At 71.6% G+C, this 15,284-nt stretch carries 19 protein-coding genes; 9 read left to right on the top strand and 10 right to left on the bottom strand.

Annotation, left to right across the window (positions count from 1 at the left end):
• Nucleotides 1–7: 7 nt before the first annotated feature.
• Nucleotides 8–1,804: a proteasome ATPase gene (gene arc, locus RIN75_RS05725; RefSeq protein WP_309110708.1), complete on the bottom strand. Its 1,797-nt coding sequence runs from the start codon at nucleotides 1,802–1,804 to the stop codon at nucleotides 8–10.
• 239 nt (nucleotides 1,805–2,043) lie between these two features.
• Here arc and RIN75_RS05730 point away from each other — a divergent pair, with 239 nt between their 5' ends.
• Nucleotides 2,044–2,823 carry a hypothetical protein gene (locus RIN75_RS05730; protein ID WP_309110709.1) on the top strand — a complete coding sequence of 260 codons (780 nt, stop codon included), beginning with the start codon at nucleotides 2,044–2,046 and terminating at the stop codon, nucleotides 2,821–2,823.
• A gap of 158 nt (nucleotides 2,824–2,981) precedes the next feature.
• Here the strand turns inward: RIN75_RS05730 and RIN75_RS05735 are convergent, their stop codons facing one another.
• The 3 genes from RIN75_RS05735 to RIN75_RS05745 form a co-directional block, all read right to left on the bottom strand.
• The gene (locus RIN75_RS05735) at nucleotides 2,982–3,809 is read right to left on the bottom strand and encodes a tRNA (adenine-N1)-methyltransferase (RefSeq protein ID WP_309110710.1); all 828 of its coding nucleotides are present in this window, start codon (nucleotides 3,807–3,809) and stop codon (nucleotides 2,982–2,984) included.
• A 69-nt stretch (nucleotides 3,810–3,878) separates the two neighbouring features.
• Complete coding sequence (locus RIN75_RS05740; RefSeq protein WP_309110711.1) at nucleotides 3,879–4,082, bottom strand: hypothetical protein; 204 nt, start codon at nucleotides 4,080–4,082, stop codon at nucleotides 3,879–3,881.
• Nucleotides 4,083–4,625, bottom strand: coding sequence for a hypothetical protein (locus RIN75_RS05745; RefSeq protein ID WP_309110712.1), 543 nt, complete (start codon nucleotides 4,623–4,625; stop codon nucleotides 4,083–4,085).
• A 110-nt stretch (nucleotides 4,626–4,735) separates the two neighbouring features.
• Here RIN75_RS05745 and RIN75_RS05750 point away from each other — a divergent pair, with 110 nt between their 5' ends.
• Nucleotides 4,736–5,842 carry a histidine kinase gene (locus RIN75_RS05750; protein WP_309110713.1) on the top strand — a complete coding sequence of 369 codons (1,107 nt, stop codon included), beginning with the start codon at nucleotides 4,736–4,738 and terminating at the stop codon, nucleotides 5,840–5,842.
• Nucleotides 5,839–6,468: a response regulator transcription factor gene (locus tag RIN75_RS05755; protein ID WP_309110714.1), complete on the top strand. Its 630-nt coding sequence runs from the start codon at nucleotides 5,839–5,841 to the stop codon at nucleotides 6,466–6,468. The genes RIN75_RS05750 and RIN75_RS05755 overlap by 4 nt, the downstream gene beginning before the upstream one ends.
• Here the strand turns inward: RIN75_RS05755 and RIN75_RS05760 are convergent.
• Nucleotides 6,465–7,592, bottom strand: a complete 1,128-nt coding sequence (locus tag RIN75_RS05760; RefSeq protein ID WP_309110715.1) for a site-2 protease family protein — start codon at nucleotides 7,590–7,592, stop codon at nucleotides 6,465–6,467. The two genes, RIN75_RS05755 and RIN75_RS05760, sit on opposite strands and share 4 nt — an antisense overlap.
• Nucleotides 7,593–7,704: 112 nt before the next feature.
• Between RIN75_RS05760 and RIN75_RS05765 the strand changes: the two genes are divergently transcribed.
• The 3 genes from RIN75_RS05765 to RIN75_RS05775 are packed head-to-tail and all read left to right on the top strand — an operon-like array spanning nucleotide 7,705 to nucleotide 10,001.
• Nucleotides 7,705–8,574, top strand: coding sequence for a RecB family exonuclease (locus RIN75_RS05765; protein WP_309110716.1), 870 nt, complete (start codon nucleotides 7,705–7,707; stop codon nucleotides 8,572–8,574).
• The gene (locus tag RIN75_RS05770) at nucleotides 8,575–9,348 is read left to right on the top strand and encodes a thioesterase family protein (protein WP_309110717.1); all 774 of its coding nucleotides are present in this window, start codon (nucleotides 8,575–8,577) and stop codon (nucleotides 9,346–9,348) included.
• A complete protein-coding gene (locus RIN75_RS05775; protein WP_375295919.1) occupies nucleotides 9,345–10,001 on the top strand; it encodes a phosphoribosyltransferase in 657 nt (218 codons plus the stop codon). The genes RIN75_RS05770 and RIN75_RS05775 overlap by 4 nt, the downstream gene beginning before the upstream one ends.
• Here the strand turns inward: RIN75_RS05775 and RIN75_RS05780 are convergent.
• Both RIN75_RS05780 and RIN75_RS05785 read right to left on the bottom strand, forming a co-directional pair.
• Nucleotides 9,975–10,883: an AEC family transporter gene (locus RIN75_RS05780; RefSeq protein WP_309110719.1), complete on the bottom strand. Its 909-nt coding sequence runs from the start codon at nucleotides 10,881–10,883 to the stop codon at nucleotides 9,975–9,977. The genes RIN75_RS05775 and RIN75_RS05780 overlap by 27 nt on opposite strands.
• A 16-nt stretch (nucleotides 10,884–10,899) precedes the next feature.
• A complete protein-coding gene (locus RIN75_RS05785; protein WP_121219213.1) occupies nucleotides 10,900–11,163 on the bottom strand; it encodes a phosphoribosyl-ATP diphosphatase in 264 nt (87 codons plus the stop codon).
• Nucleotides 11,164–11,264: 101 nt separating this feature from the next.
• Between RIN75_RS05785 and RIN75_RS05790 the strand changes: the two genes are divergently transcribed.
• Entirely contained in the window at nucleotides 11,265–11,894 is a 630-nt protein-coding gene (locus RIN75_RS05790) for a TetR family transcriptional regulator (RefSeq protein ID WP_309110720.1), read from the top strand.
• A gap of 7 nt (nucleotides 11,895–11,901) precedes the next feature.
• Here the strand turns inward: RIN75_RS05790 and RIN75_RS05795 are convergent, their stop codons facing one another.
• Together RIN75_RS05795 and RIN75_RS05800 are read right to left on the bottom strand one after the other, a co-directional pair.
• Nucleotides 11,902–12,036, bottom strand: a complete 135-nt coding sequence (locus RIN75_RS05795; RefSeq protein WP_309110721.1) for a hypothetical protein — start codon at nucleotides 12,034–12,036, stop codon at nucleotides 11,902–11,904.
• Between the two features lie 56 nt (nucleotides 12,037–12,092).
• The gene (locus RIN75_RS05800; RefSeq protein ID WP_309110722.1) at nucleotides 12,093–12,530 is read right to left on the bottom strand and encodes an N-acetyltransferase; all 438 of its coding nucleotides are present in this window, start codon (nucleotides 12,528–12,530) and stop codon (nucleotides 12,093–12,095) included.
• A 128-nt stretch (nucleotides 12,531–12,658) separates the two neighbouring features.
• On the opposite strand from RIN75_RS05800, the gene RIN75_RS05805 reads away from it, so the two are divergent.
• Nucleotides 12,659–13,840 (top strand): GNAT family N-acetyltransferase, encoded by a 1,182-nt coding sequence (locus tag RIN75_RS05805; protein WP_309110723.1) that lies wholly within the window; start codon nucleotides 12,659–12,661, stop codon nucleotides 13,838–13,840.
• Between the two features lie 109 nt (nucleotides 13,841–13,949).
• On the opposite strand, the gene RIN75_RS05810 is transcribed toward RIN75_RS05805, so the two are convergent.
• Nucleotides 13,950–14,558 (bottom strand): LysE family transporter, encoded by a 609-nt coding sequence (locus RIN75_RS05810; RefSeq protein WP_309110724.1) that lies wholly within the window; start codon nucleotides 14,556–14,558, stop codon nucleotides 13,950–13,952.
• Nucleotides 14,559–14,577: 19 nt separating this feature from the next.
• Between RIN75_RS05810 and RIN75_RS05815 the strand changes: the two genes are divergently transcribed.
• Entirely contained in the window at nucleotides 14,578–15,240 is a 663-nt protein-coding gene (locus tag RIN75_RS05815; RefSeq protein WP_309110725.1) for a (2Fe-2S)-binding protein, read from the top strand.
• Nucleotides 15,241–15,284: the final 44 nt, after the last annotated feature.

Consider the following 15,284-nt stretch of genomic DNA (forward strand, 5'->3'; position numbering starts at 1 on the left):
GAGTGCCTTACAGGTACTGGCCGGTGTTGGTGGCCGTGTCGATCGCGCGGCCGGACTCCTGGTTCTTGCCGGTGACGAGGGTGCGGATGTAGACGATCCGCTCCCCCTTCTTGCCGGAGATCCGGGCCCAGTCGTCCGGGTTGGTGGTGTTGGGCAGGTCCTCGTTCTCCGCGAACTCGTCCACGATCGCGTCGAGCAGGTGCCGCACCGACAGACCCGGCTGCTTGGTGTCCAGCAGCGACTTGATGGCCGCCTTCTTGGCCCGGTCGACGATGTTCTGGATCATCGCGCCGGAGTTGAAATCCCGGAAGTACAGGACCTCCTTGTCGCCGTTGGCGTAGGTCACCTCCAGGAACCGGTTCTCCTCCGACTCCTCGTACATCCGCTCGACGGTGTGCTGCACCATGCCGTCGATGCAGGCCACCGGGTCGCCGCCGAACTCCGCCAGGTCGTCGGCGTGGATCGGCAGGTCGGGCGTGAGGTACTTGTTGAAGATGTCCTTGGCGCCCTCGGCGTCCGGACGCTCGATCTTGATCTTCACGTCGAGCCGGCCCGGCCGCAGGATCGCCGGGTCGATCATGTCCTCGCGGTTGGACGCGCCGATCACGATCACGTTCTCCAGGCCCTCGACGCCGTCGATCTCCGAGAGCAGCTGGGGGACGATCGTGGTCTCCACGTCGGAGGACACGCCGGAGCCGCGGGTGCGGAAGATCGAGTCCATCTCGTCGAAGAACACGATCACCGGGGTGCCCTCGGACGCCTTCTCGCGCGCCCGCTGGAAGATCAGCCGGATGTGCCGCTCGGTCTCGCCGACGAACTTGTTGAGCAGCTCCGGGCCCTTGATGTTGAGGAAGTAGCTCTTGGCCTCGCGCCGGTCGTCGCCGCGCGCCGCCGCGACCTGCTTGGCCAGCGAGTTGGCCACGGCCTTGGCGATGAGCGTCTTGCCGCACCCGGGAGGGCCGTAGAGCAGCACGCCCTTGGGCGGGCGCAGCTTGTACTCGCGGAACAGGTCGGCGTGCAGGAACGGCAGCTCCACCGCGTCGCGGATCTGCTCGATCTGCCGGAACAGGCCGCCGATGTCCTCGTACTTGACGTCGGGCACCTCCTCCAGCACCAGGTCCTCGACCTCGGCCTTGGGCACCCGCTCGTAGGCGAAGCCCGCCTTGGAGTCGACCAGCAGCGAGTCGCCCGCCTTCAGCGGCGAGTCCATCAGCGGCTGCGCGAGCCACACCACGCGCTCCTCGTCGGCGTGGCCGACGACCAGCGCGCGCCCGATGGAGGACTCCTCCTCGGACTCCAGCACCTCGCGCAACGTGCAGACCTCGCCGGTCCGCTCGAACCCGCCGCCCTCGACGACGGTCAGCGCCTCGTTGAGCCGGACCGACTGCCCCAGCACCAGCGACGCCGTCTCGACCGCGGGCGACACCGAGACCCGCATGCGCCGGCCGGAGGTGAACACGTCGACCGTGCCGTCCTCGAACCGCGCCAGGAACACGCCGTAACCGCTCGGCGGCTGCGCCAGGCGGTCCACTTCCTCGCGCAGGGCGAGCAGTTGACTCCGTGCTTCTCGAAGGGTGTCGATGAGCTTGGTATTGCGCTCGGTCAGTTGGCTGACGCGCTCCGTGGCCTCCGCCAGCCTCTGCTCGAGCAAGCGGACGTGCCGAGGGGATTCGGTCAGCTTGCGGCGCAACAACGCGATCTCGTCCTCCAGGAACCTGATCTGCGCTGTCAGCTCACCAGAGTTGTTGCCCTTGTTCAGCTCGCCACCCTCATCGGGCTGGCTGCCGGGATGACCGTGCTGCATGTCGGCACCCTCCTCCCGTGTTCGTACGACAACGGTACCGGCGATCACCGACAAAAGCGGCCACCCGACGGGTTCCCGGCGGTCCTGTGATCACACATTCCGCCCGCTCGGCCGGATGAACTGCTCCATACCGGTGTCTGACGGAACCTCCTGCCCGCTACGGTGCGTCCTAGTTCGAGTCACCTTTCGTGTTCCGGGCATCCTCGCCCGTCACCAGCGCAAAGTTCTAGGAGAACGTGATGTCCGTCCCCCCTCAGCAGCCGGGACCGTACGGTCAGCACCCTGGTGGATACGGCCAACAACCAGGTCAACCGGGTCCGCAGCAGGGGTTCGGCGGGCAGCCGGGCGGGTTCGGGCAGCAGCCCCCGGGCTTCCCACAGGGTGGGCAGCAGCAGCCCTGGGGGCCGCCCCCGGGAGGTTTCCCGCCGCCCGGGCAGCCGGGCGCGCCGGGCGGCGGTCCGCAGCCGTACGGGCCGCCCGGCCAGTTCGGTCAGCCCGGTTACGGCCAACCGGGTGGTTTCGGTGATCCTTACGGCGCGCCGCGCAAGAAGAGCCCCTTGCCGTGGGTCCTCGGCGGTGTCGGCGTCGTGGTGATCGCCGTGGTCGCGGTCCTGCTGGTCACGCTCCTCGGGGGCAGCTCGCCCAAGGACACCGCCGAGTCCTACGTCGCGCTGCTGAACAAGAACTCCGACTCGGACGCCGACGCCAACGCGGTCCGGGGCCTGCTCTGCAAGGCCGACGTGACGAAGTTCGACGACCTCCGCAAGGAGGCCAAGAAGTCCGAGGGCGACACGCCGGGCAGCAGCGAGCTGAAGAACATGAAGGCCACGCACACCCTCGGCGAGGTGACCGAGAACGGTGACAAGGCCACGGCCAAGGCGAAGGTCGCCTACACGGGCGTGCCGGACGACTACAAGGACTTCATCAAGGACAAGGACTACACCATCGACCTGGTCAAGGAAGACGGCGACTGGAAGGTCTGCGGCATGTTCAAGGACCTCGAAGGCATCGGCGGCTGACCCGCTCGCCCCGGCTTGTCGGCGGCCGCCCCGCTCGCCCGGCTTTGTCGGTACCCCGTGAGACGATCGAACCGGGGCCGGAGGCCACGCCCACCAAGACCGCGAACGGCCCGTGCGCACGAATGCGCACGGGCCGTTTCCGCTGGTCAAGCCGGTGGTCAGCCCTTCGAAGGCCGCCTCTGCGGTCGGGGCGGCGTTACGCCGTCCGCCAGTCGCCGGGTGGTCAGCAAGAACGCCGTGTGCCCGATCATCCGGTGCTCCGGCCGCACCGCCAGCCCCACCACGTGCCACGGCCGCACCAACGTCTCCCACGCGTGCGGCTCGGTCCAGTGCTGCTGCTCCCGGATCGCCTCGGTCACCTTCGACAGCTGCGTCGTGGTCGCCACGTACACGACCAGGACCCCACCGGGGATCAAGGCCCGCGAGACCGCCGGCAGCACGTCCCACGGCGCGAGCATGTCCAGGACGACCCGGTCCACCTCACCCTCGTGCGACGCGACGTCACCCACGGTCAGCGACCAGTTGCCCGGCCGCTCCCCGAAGAACTGCTCCACGTTGCGCACCGCGTGGTCGGCGTGGTCCTGGCGCACCTCGTACGAGGTCACGCTGCCCTTCTCCCCCACCGCCCGCAGCAACGAGCAGGTCAGCGCGCCCGACCCGGCCCCGGCCTCCAGCACCCGCGCACCCGGGAAGACGTCGCCGTACATGACGATCTGAGCGGCGTCCTTGGGGTAGATCACCTGCGCCCCGCGCGGCATGGACAGCACGTAGTCCGCCAGCAGCGGCCGCAGCGCCAGGAACGACGTGCCGCCCACCGAGGTCACCACGGACCCCTCCGGCTGCCCGATCAGCTTGTCGTGCGACAGCGCGCCGCGGTGGGTGTGGTACTCCTTGCCCGGTTCGAGCACGATCGTGTAGTGCCGTCCCTTCGGGTCGGTCAACTGCACCCGGTCTCCGGGCTGGAACGGACCACTGGCGGTGCTCACCGCGGCGAACCTCCTGCTTAAGTGCGGAACAACAGCGCACGATGGTCGCAGAAGCCCCGCATCGCCACCTCAGCGGCCTCGTCGTTCGGCCCGCATCCCCGACACCGCGATCACCCCGCCGACCACCACGAACACCACCGCGGCGGGCAACTGGGCCCACTCCGGCAGGTACCGGACCAGGAACCAGCTCTTGCCGTCCACGTCCAGCGCCATCAGCACCAGCGGCACCAACCCCTGCGGCACCGCGAGGACGATCCCCACGACCTCGCGCATCTACTCCCCCTTCTCCGTGACCGAGTGGTAGACCGGCCAGCCGAACAGCCAGATCAGCCCCACCACGGTCATCCCCCACAGCTGTCCCCACAGCGCCTGGGTGCGCCCGGGGTCCCCCACGACCAGCACCAACAGCCCGATCACCGCCCCGGTGACCCCCCACGCGAGAGCGAACTTGCCCCATTCGCGCCACTCGTGGCGCACCCTCGCGCGCCCCCTTTTCGGCGGTCGCCACGGCGGTGGCCCACCGGCGAACCGGTGCGCGAACCGCTGGTCTGCCCACCGCAGCACGCTGTGCCCGAACGCCACGCTCACGCCCAGGTAGATCGCCGCGAGCCCGTGCACCGACTTCGCCTCGCCCCCGTCCCGGAGGTCGAGGACGGTCGCCACCAGCAGCACCACGTCCACCAGCGGCGTGCACACCAGCAGCACGCCACCCACCCTGCGCATGCGCAGCACGTACCGGGCGAACAACCCCAGGCCGAGCACGACCCACAGCCCGACCTCGCACGCCACGATCACCACCACCAACGGATCAACCACGACGCCAAGCGTGCTGGTCGGACCAGGTCCGCCGCGTCGGCGACCGGATCGACCGGAGGTCATCACTTCGTAGGACGCACCTCGCGCCGGACGTGTGTTGTGATTCCGGTGTGCAGATCCGCCCGAAACGCCGAGAGGTGCTGGTCGCGCTCGGGTTCTTCGCCCTCGGGACGGTCATCTACCTGCTGAAGCTCGACCTGGTGTTCGGCGGCGACGACGTGCCGACCCCGCTGTGGATGCGCCTGGCGATCCTGGCCGTGGGCTGCTTGGGCACGCTGTTCCGCCGCTCGCTGCCGGGCCTGGGGCTGGCGCTGGCGTTCGGCGCGGTGCTGCTGGACCTGACCCGGGGCTTGGGCATTCCGGTGGTCATGGTGTTCATCGACGTGCTGTTCGTGGTGTCGCTGGACGGTCCGCGGCGGCTGCACCGGGCGCTGATCGGCATCGTGGCGGTGGCGACACTGGGCCTGACGCTGACCGTGGCGGTGCTCAGCTCCGACTGGCGCGAGTCGCTCTACGCGGGTTTGCAGATGTTCTCGCTGGTCGTGGTGCCGGTGTGGTGGGCTACCAACGTCCGGCAGCACCGGGAGAGCGCCCAACAGCTGGCCCGGATCTCCGAGCTGGACCGGCGGGCCGCGGTGAACGCCGAGCGCACCCGGATGGCCCGCGACCTGCACGACGTGGTCGCCGGGCACCTGTCGGCGATCGCGATCCAGTCCGAGGCGGTGCTGTCCATGCCCGCGGACTCGGCGACCGTGCGCACGGTGCTCAAGTCGGTCCGGGAGAACAGCCTCCAGTCGCTGGCCGAGATGCGCACCATGATCGACGTGCTGCGGGCCGACGACCCGCTGGACGAACCGGTCACCGTGCGGCTGGCGGACGCGTCCCGACTGGTGGAGTCGGCGCGCGCGGGCGGGCTGGCGGTGGACCTCGCGGCGGACGGCGTGGACGGGCTGCCGGTGGCGGTGGACCTGGCCGCCTACCGGATCCTGCAGGAGGCGCTGACGAACGCGTTGAAGCACGGGGCGGACGCCTCGGTGCGGGTGGAACGGCAAGTCAGGCGGTTGGTGCTGGTGGTGCGCAACGCGGTGCGGACCTCCGGGGACGGATCGGGGACGGGTTTGGTGAGCATGGCGGAACGCGCGCACGCGGTGGGCGGGACGTTCGCGGCGGGTCGGGACGGGGACGAGTGGGTCGTGCGGGCGGAGCTGCCGCTGTGATCCGGGTGCTGGTGGCCGACGACCACGCGGCGATCCGCGCGGGCCTGGTGCTGATCCTGAACGGGTCCGAGGACGTCGAGGTGGTCGGCGAGGCGGCGGACGGGGCTGCTGCCGTGCGGACGGCGCGGGAGCTGCGGCCGGACGTGGTGCTGATGGACATCCGCATGCCCGGCATGGACGGCATCGAGGCGACCCGCCGGCTGGTCGGGGTGTGCCACGTGCTGGTGCTGACCACGTTCGACCTGGACGAGTACGTGCACGGGGCGTTGCGGGCGGGTGCGGCCGGGTTCCTGCTCAAGTCGGTCGAGGCGGCGGCGCTGGTGGACGCGGTGCGGCAGGTCGCGGCGGGTGACGGGGTGCTCGCGCCGAGCGTGACCCGGCGGCTGATCGCCGAGTTCGCGGCGGCCCCGCCCAAGACCCGGCCGCCGGCGCTGGACGCGTTGACCGAGCGGGAAGTCGAGGTGCTGCGGTGCCTCGGCGAGGGTCTGTCGAACCACCAGATCGGGCGAAAGCTGCACATCGGCGAGACGACCGTGAAGACGCACGTGTCACGGGTGCTGACCAAGCTCGACCTGCGCTCACGGGTCCAGGCCGCGATCCTCGCGCAGGACGCCGGGCTGCTCTAACCGCGGTCGAGGGCGGCTTTCAGGTCCTCGCGGCGCAGCACGCCCGAGGGCCGTCCTTCGAGGTCCACCACCAGGTACTCCCAGGCGGGGGTGCCCATGACGCGTTCGGCCAGCTCGTCGCCGGTCTCGTTCTCCAGCAGCACGGTCTCCGGCCGGATCGGCACCGCGGCCTGCTCGGCGGGCGCGTGCGGGGAGGTGGTGGCCAGGCGCTCGGCCATGCCCCGGTCCAACAGACCCGCCGCGACACCGTCCGCGCGCACCAGCACCACGCCACGCCCGGCGGACGCGGTGAGCGCGCCCGACACGGGGCTTTCGGCCGGGAGTTGCAGCACGGGCTGCATGAGCTGGCTCAACGTGAGGCCTTCCGGCCAGGTCTTCCGGCGCTCCGCGCTCAGCTCGCCGCGCGCGCCGGCCACCACGAACCAGGCGGTCAGCAGGCACACGCCGAACCGCAGCCACCGGTCCTCGCTGCCGTCGAGCAGGCCCAGCACCGCCCAGCCGACCAGCAGCACGGCCACCACACCGCCGCCCGCGACCGCGGCCTTGGTACCCAGCGCCCGCCGCCCGGTGGCCGCCCACACGCCCGCGCGCAGGATGCGGCCGCCGTCCAGCGGCAGGCCGGGGAGCAGGTTGAACACCGCGACGGCGGCGTTGGCGAACGCGGTCTGCGCGATCAGCAGCCACACCGCGTCCGGGTGCGGGATCGCCGCCGCGCCGAGCGCGAACGACCCCGCGAGCACGATCGACACGATCGGACCCGCGACCGCGATCAGCCCTTCGTGGCCGGGCCGGTCGGGTGTGCGCATCACCTCGGACACGCCGCCGAGCAGGAACAACCGCAGCCGCCGCACGGGTATCCCCAGCCGCAGCGCGACCAGGCTGTGCCCCAGCTCGTGGGCCAGCACGGAAAGGCCCAACAGGACCGCGAAGGTGGCCGCCAGCAGCACCCCGGCCGTCCCGCCGATCCCGGGCACCAGCCGTTCCACCATGGGCGCGTACAGCACGACGATCGCCGCCGAGCCGAGCCACCAGGAGGGCGCGAGCAGCACCGGGATGCCGGCCACGCGGAACAACGGCAGCCCACCGTCCCGCCCGACCCGCCGCCAGCTCTGCTCGGTCACCACGGAGAAAGCCTAGGGGTTGCGATGTGTTGGCGCTGTGACCCGCGAGGCCGGAGGCGGCGCCATCCAACACAGCATCCGGATCTTGTCGGGGGTCTGCAATAAGGTCTGGGGCATGGCAGTGCCGACGATCTCCGAACGCCCAGTGCGCAGGCCCGCGCTGTCCCCGTCGAGAGCGGGCGACTTCAAGCAGTGCCCGCTGCTGTACCGCTTCCGGGCGGTCGACCGGCTGCCGGAGAAGCCGACCAGAGCGCAGGTGCGCGGCACGGTCGTGCACGCGGTCCTGGAAGACCTGTTCGGCCTGCCGGCCGCCGAACGGCTGCCCGAACGCGCCCGCGAGCTGATCGCCCCGGCCTGGGAACGGGTCCGCGCCGAGCGCCCGGAGTTCGCCGACCTGTTCACCGCGGCGGACGACGCCGAGCAGGCCGAGTGGCTGGCGTCGGCGGAAGGCCTGCTGGAGGGCTACTTCGGCCTGGAGGACCCGCGCCGGTTCGACCCGGACGCCCGCGAGCTGCTGGTGGAGTGGGAACTGCCGTCCGGGGTCCTGCTGCGCGGCTACATCGACCGCGTGGACGTGGCGCCGACCGGCGAGATCCGGGTGGTCGACTACAAGACCGGCGCCGCGCCGCGCGAGGTCGGCGAGGCCAAGGCCTTGTTCCAGATGAAGTTCTACGCCCTGGTGCTGTGGCGGCTGCGCGGCGTGGTGCCGCGCCAGTTGCGGCTGATGTACCTGGCGGACCGGCAGGCGTTGGCGTACACACCGGACGAGGCGGAACTCGCGCGGTTCGAGCGCACGCTGGAGGCCATCTGGGAGGCCATCCTGCGGGCGGCGAAGTCCGGCGACTTCCGGCCAAACCCGAGCCGGCTGTGCGACTACTGCGACCACAAGGCGCTGTGCCCCGCGTTCGACGGCACCCCGCCGCCCTACCCGGGGTGGCCGGAGCCGGACGCGGGCGTGGAGACGGCACTGGACAGGGCGGACTAGATGACGGCGTTCTACGAGCAGGTGGACGAGCAGCGGTTCCGGGCGACCGAGCACACCGCGGGGCCGTGGACCGACAAGCACCAGCACCTGGGACCGCCGTCGGCGCTGCTGGTGCGCGAACTGGAGCGGTGCGCGCCGCGCGAGGGCACGGTGCTGTCCCGGGTCACGTTCGAGGTGCTGGGGCCGGTGCCGGTGGCGGAGCTGACCGTCGAGGCGGCGCTGGAGCGGCCGGGGCGGTCGGTGGAACTGCTGTCCGCTTCGCTGTCCCACGACGGGCGGGCGGTGCTGCGGGCACACGCGTGGCGGATCGTGGGCGGCGACACGGCGACGGTCGCGTCCGGTGAGGGCGAGCCGCTGGTGCCCGCGCCGGGGTGCGCGCCGATGGCGATCCCGGACGACTGGCAGTGCGGGTACCTGGCGGCGATGGAGTGGCGGTCGGTGTCCGGCGGCATCTTCACCCCCGGCGACGCGGTGGTGTGGGCGCGACCGTTGGCGCAGGTCGTGGCCGGCGAGGAGGCGTCGGTGGTGCAGCGGCTGTTCACCGTGGCCGACTCGGCGAGCGGTGTGTCGTCCCGGCTGGACATCTCGAAGTGGTACGCGATCAACACCGACCTGTCCGTGCACCTGCACCGCGAGCCGGTCGGTGAGTGGTTCGCGCTGGACGCGGAGACGGTGGTGGGTCCGACCGGAGTGGGGCTGGCCAGCAGCGTGCTGCACGACGAGTTGGGGCCGGTCGGCCGCACGGCGCAGGCCCTGTACGTGCGGGAACGCTGAGCCGACGCCACGATGGTCGGGTGAAGTTCGCGGACCGCGCCGACGCGGGTCGGGTCCTCGCCGACGCGTTGCGGCGCTTCGAGTGGACCGATCCGCTGGTCCTGGGCCTGGCGCGGGGCGGTGTGCCGGTGGCGCACGAGGTGGCCCTCGCGCTGGGCGCGGAACTGGACGTGGCGGTGGCGCGCAAGATCGGCGCGCCGGGGCGGCCCGAGTTCGGGGTGGGCGCGGTCACGGCGGACGGTGAGCCCATCTTCGACCGCCGCGTGCTGGAGTACCTGGGCGTGTCGCCGGCCGACCTGGCATCCACGGTCGAGGAGGAGCGGCAGGAGGCGCGGCGCAGGCTCGACGTGTACCGGGCGGGACGGCACGCGCTGGCCGATCGGGACGTCCTCGTCGTGGACGACGGCTTGGCGACGGGCGTGACCGCGCGGGCCGCGTTGCGGGCGGCACGGCAGGGCAGCCCACGGCGGCTGGTGCTCGCCGTGCCCGTGGGCGCGACCGAGGCTGTACAAGAGTTGTCCGTGGAGGCCGACCTCGTCGTGTGCCCCAAAGAACGCTCCGACTTCCGCTCGGTCGGGCGGTTCTACCGGCGGTTCGACCAGACCTCGGACGCCGAAGTCCTGGCCCTACTTGAGCAGCACCGTCACCACTGACAGCGTGACCATCGACAGGGCCGTGGACAGCAACACGGCGTCCCGGGGCAGCCGCGCGTCCGGCCGGTACTGGCGGGCCAGCACGTGGACGTTCTGCGCGGTCGGCAGCGCGGCGCACACCACGGCGGCCAGCCGCAGCGGTCCGTCCACGCCCAGCGCGAGGCAGCCCAGGAACGTCACCAACGGGTGAAGCAGCAGCTTGAGCAGCACCGTGACACCGAGCTGGGCACGGCTCTCCCGGTCCGGCAGCCGCATCCCGCCCAGCGACATGCCGAGCACCACCAGCGCCGTCGGCACGCCCGCGGACCCGAGTGCGGTGAGCGGTTCCAGCACCAGGTCAGGGGGCCGCCACCCGGTCGCGCCGACCAGCACGCCCAGCAGCGACGCGAGCATGATCGGGTTCCGCACCGGCAGCGTGACCAGGGTTTTCAACGCCCCGCCGCGCTCGCCGGCGCCGACCTCGACCGCCGCCAGCACGATCGGCATCACGACCACCGGCTGGAACAGCAGCACGGCGACCATGAACGACGAATCGCCCAGGATGCCGACGGCCACCGGGATGCCCAGGTTGCCGGAGTTGACGTACGCGCCGGCCATCGCGGCGAGCGCCCGGTCGGGCAACGGCCTGCGAAACGCCTTCCAGTGCACGAGCAGACCGATCGCGCCCACTACGAACGTCGCCATGACGAACGCCAGCACACCTTTGTTGGCGAGCGCGCCGGGTTTGCCGTTGAGCAGCGTCGTGAACAGCACCGCCGGCATGGCCAGGTAGAACGCGAACCGGCCGAGCACCGTCTCGGCGCGGTCGCCGAGCACGTTGGTGCGCGCGGCGACGAACCCGACGACCGTGAGCACCCAGATGGGCACGAACCCGCTGAGCACTCCGGCCAAGGTCAGGTCACAGGTGCTTGTACACGTCTTCCAGGGTCAGCCCGCGGCCGAGCATGAGCACCTGGACGCGGTACAGCAGTTGGGAGACCTCCTCGGCCAGCCGCTCGTCGGACTCGTGCTCCGCGGCGATCCAGACCTCGCCCGCCTCCTCGAGCACCTTCTTGCCCTGCGCATGGACGCCCGCCGCCAGGGCCGCGGCGGTGGCGGAGCCCTCGGGGCGGGTGCGGGCGCGTTCGCTCAGCTCGGCGAACAGCTCGTCGAAGGTCTTCACGGGGGCTCATCCTCCCATCCCCCGAACGGTGGCACACAATCACCCCAAAGTTGCGTGCCCCGAAAACATGCGTGGCCCGCAAGTTCTGGTACCTTGATCGCATGGACGAGGAACCGGGCTTGAGAGAGCGGAAGAAACTGGCCACCCGCCAGGCGTTGAGCAGGGCGGCGGTGCGGCTGGCGGTCGAGCGCGGCCTGGAGAACCTCCTGGTCGAGGACATCGCCGCGGCGGCCGGGGTGTCCCCGCGCACCTTCAACAACTACTTCTCCAGCAAGGCCGAGGCCATCACAGCACCGCAGGTGGACAGGGCGCGGCGGCTTGCGGTCGAGGTGCGCCGACGCCCGCGCGGCGAGTCGCTCTGGGCGGCGATCCTCGAGGCCGCCGAGGCGCAGTACGGGGTATACGCGGAACCCGAAGCGGAGTGGACGGCGGGTGTCCGGCTGGTGCTGAGCGAGCCGGCCCTGATCGGCGAGTTCCACCGCGCCGGTTCCGCGGTCGAGCGGGAGCTGGCCGAGGCGATCGCCGAGCGCACCGGTACCAGCGTCGAGCAGCTCTACCCCCGGCTCGTGGCGGCCTCGGTGGGCGCGGCCATCCAGGTCGCGACCGACCGCTGGGTCCACACCACCCCACCCGTGCCGCTCACACCCTTGGTCCGCGAAGCGATCAGCCAGGTCGCCGCGGGCCTGCCCGAACCCACCACCGCACGCCCACGAGAGCAAGCCCGACCATGACCACCACTCACGCACCCCACACCCACGCCGCCGCCACCCGCGCCCCCGACATCCGCGCCCCCGCCACCCGCGCCCCCGACACCCGCGCCCCCGACACCCGCGCCCCCGACACCCGCGCCCCCGACACCCACAGTCCTGCCACCCACACCATCGACACCATGGCCATCGGCTCCGGCGGCGTGATCAGCCCGAGCCGCCTCAGAGCCCGAACTTCGGACTGGAGAACGGCCAGTCGCGCGCGATCCACTCCGGCACGAAGGCGTCCAGCGCGCGTTCGAGGTCCGTGCCCGCGTACTCGTCGACCACCCACCAGGAGATCAGGGCGTCCTCCGCCGGGTCGATGTAGACGCAGCCGAGCAGCGCCGTCTCGTCCGCGTCGAACAGGGCGTAGTTGAAGGACTCGTGGGCCTCGGCCTCGCGCTCGTGCCGGGCGAGGTCGATGCGGTTCTCCTCGGGGGTCATGGTCGCCGGCGGCCAACCCCACTTCTCGCCGAAGATCGACCACAGGCGTTCCCGCGAGCCCATGACCGCCGGGTAGTCCCGGTCCGCGTCGGACTCCCGGATCGGGCGCAGGTGGTGGCCCGTGCCCAGCTCGACGCGGGTGGGGTGGACGAAGTCGGACGGCAGCCAGGACATCCGCGGATTGTCGATCAGCGGGAGGTCGTGCGCCAAATCGGTTCGACGGACGGAAGTCCGACAGACGGAAGAACGACGGCCGGGAAAACCACTGGCTGGAAAGGAGGACGAGCCTCGACACTGCCCGAATGACGTTGCCCGACGGCTTGGTGCTGCGCACCGCCGAACCGCGTGACCTCGACCAGATCGGCGCGTTGCTCGCGGAACGCGGCGAACCCGAGGACGCCGTCGACCACCGCCTGGTGGTGGAGGACCCGGATGCCGGGTGGGAGGCGTGCGCGGTCGTCGTGGACGGTGACCGGGTGGTCTCCACCGCGACCCTGCTGGACGAGACGCTGTTCCTCGACGGCGTCAAGATCCCGGCGGGGCAGGTGGAACTGGTCGCCACCGACCGCGACTACGAGGGTCGCGGCCTGGTGCGCGCCCTCATGGGCTGGGCGCACGAGCGGTCCGCCACACGCGGGCAGCTCGTGCAGGTGATGCTGGGCATCCCGTACTTCTACCGGCTGTTCGGGTACACGTACGCGATCCCCATCTCACCGGTCCGGCCCGTGGTGGGCACGGCGTCCGCCGACGGCTACACCGTGCGGGAGGCGACGTTCGACGACATCCCGGCCCTGCACCGGCTCCAGGAGGCCGAGCAGGCACGGGCGGACCTCTCGATGCCGCACTCGCCCAGTCTGTGGCGGTGGCTGATCGCGCGCGACGGCAGCACGCAGTGGCTGGTGGAACGGGACGGCGTGCCGGTCGGCACCGGTCGCTCGACGCCGCCGGACGAGGGTGTGCAGCTGTGCGAGGTCGCGGCGACGGAGGCCGGCGCGGTGCACGCGCTCCTGGCGCACACCGGGGCGACGGAGGCGAACGAACGTCCGGGCACAGTGGCGGGCGAGGCGTTGGAACCGTTCCTGGGGCCGGCACCGGAGGAGGCGAACTCGTACTACGTGCGGGTGCCCGACCCGGTGGCGTTGCTGGACCACCTGCGCCCCGTGTTCGGGCGGCGCTTGGCCAAGTCGCCGTTCGCGGACGCGGAGGGCGAGGCCGTCGTGTCGTTCTACCGCTCCCACGTGCGCCTGCCTTACCACGCCGGCGAGGTGGGTGCGGTGGTCGCGGGCGGCACCATGCAGGCCCCGGGCGCTGCGGGCGGCTGCGGCGTGGCACCGGACATGCTGGCGTCCCTGCTGTTCGGCCCGCACGGCCTGCGCGGCCTGACCGCCCGCCAGCCGGACGTCTACCCCGGCCCGAACGCCGACCTGATGCACACCCTGTTCCCGCCAGTCCGCGCCGACCTCATGACGTTCTACATGCCCTGAACTCCGTGCCCTGAAGCCGACACGCCCCGAGACGTCAGGTGCCGAGACGTCAGGTGCCGAGACGTCAGGTGCCGAGACGTCAGGTGCCGAGACGTCAGGTGCCGAGACGTCAGGTGCCGTAGCCGGCGAACTCGATGCCCAGCGCGACCCCGGCCAGTGCGAGCAACACGCCCGCGCTCGTCAGGGCGCGCCGATACCCGACGTCGCTCAACCGACGCCGGCCGCGCGCAACCAGGACGGCGATGACGACCTTGCCACCGATGAGCATCACGTAGAAACCGACCAGCAGTGCCACGGCTGCCCCCGCCGACGCGCGCCACGTGGTGATCGTCAGCGGGCCGAGGGCGGTGGCCCAGGCAATCCACGGGTGTGGGCTGAGGAGGTTCACCAGCGCGGCTCGGCGCAGGGCGTCGCCGCCCGCCTCGCCCGAGGCGTCGAGGGTGGCGGTCCGCGCCTCGCGCACGGTCTGCACACCGCTCCACACGACGAACACCGCGCCCACCACCCCGAGGACGCCCAGCGCCCGCGCCGGGAGGCGGTCGAGCAAGAGAACCGTCACGCCGACCACCACCGCGTCGGACAGCAGCGGCGCGCACGCCGCCAACGCGCCGGCCCGCCACCCCGAGCGCAGCGCCGACGTCACGACCAGCACCAACAGCGGTCCGGGGCTGATGCTCGCCGCCAAGCCGAAGGTGAGTCCGAGCCCCAGTGCGTCCACGGGCGGCAGACTAGGACACGTGTCCGACTTCGCCGCCGTGCTGTCCACCCTGCGCCGGGTCCGCGGTCTCAGCCCGTTCTTCGCCCTCGACCTCGGCCGTCCCGGCGACGACTGGCACCCCGGTGCCGCCCTCCTCGACGGCCCCGCCCTGCCCCGGACCCTCGACGCCATCGCCGAGCGGTACCGAACAATCGAACGGCGGGTCGCCGCGTCGCTGTTCTTCCTCAGCTACACCGCCCGCCTGCTGTGCCCGACCGCCGCCGCACACGCCGTCGACGGCGTCGCCCCCGACATCCGCCCCGAAAACCTGTGGTGGCACTACGGACCGGACGGCCTGCGGGTGCGGATCGATCAAGCCACGCCGGGCGTCGGCATCGCGGAGTCGCTGGAACCGGTCGTCGAGGCGGTGCGAGCTGTGGTCCCGGTGGCCCGAGGACTCCTGTGGGGCAACGCCGCTTCCTCGATCGCCGGCGCACTGAAAACCGTCGCCCGCAGCGGAACCGCGTCGGCGGAACACTGCGTGGCCGTCGCCGAACGCCTGCTCTCGCAACCACCCCTCAAAGGCTCGGGCGACTTCATCCCGTTCCCCGGCGAGGTCGCCTTCCGCCGCCGAAGCTGCTGCCTCTACTACCGCCTCGACGGCGGCGGAACCTGCGGCGACTGCCCTCTGCCCGCACGCTGAGCGCCCACCCGGCACACTCGCCGCTGCGGACGTGAGGTGAATGA

The sequence above is a fragment of the Saccharothrix sp. genome (assembly GCF_031180885.1).
Lineage (GTDB): Bacteria > Actinomycetota > Actinomycetes > Mycobacteriales > Pseudonocardiaceae > Actinosynnema.

Coding starts and splice junctions, on each gene's coding strand:
- arc (WP_309110708.1), bottom strand. CDS start 1,804: ATGCAGCACGGTCATCCCGGCAGCCAGCCCGATGAGGGTGGCGAGCTG.
- RIN75_RS05730 (WP_309110709.1), top strand. CDS start 2,044: ATGTCCGTCCCCCCTCAGCAGCCGGGACCGTACGGTCAGCACCCTGGT.
- RIN75_RS05740 (WP_309110711.1), bottom strand. CDS start 4,082: ATGCGCGAGGTCGTGGGGATCGTCCTCGCGGTGCCGCAGGGGTTGGTG.
- RIN75_RS05765 (WP_309110716.1), top strand. CDS start 7,705: ATGGCAGTGCCGACGATCTCCGAACGCCCAGTGCGCAGGCCCGCGCTG.
- RIN75_RS05770 (WP_309110717.1), top strand. CDS start 8,575: ATGACGGCGTTCTACGAGCAGGTGGACGAGCAGCGGTTCCGGGCGACC.
- RIN75_RS05790 (WP_309110720.1), top strand. CDS start 11,265: ATGGACGAGGAACCGGGCTTGAGAGAGCGGAAGAAACTGGCCACCCGC.
- RIN75_RS05800 (WP_309110722.1), bottom strand. CDS start 12,530: ATGTCCTGGCTGCCGTCCGACTTCGTCCACCCCACCCGCGTCGAGCTG.
- RIN75_RS05805 (WP_309110723.1), top strand. CDS start 12,659: ATGACGTTGCCCGACGGCTTGGTGCTGCGCACCGCCGAACCGCGTGAC.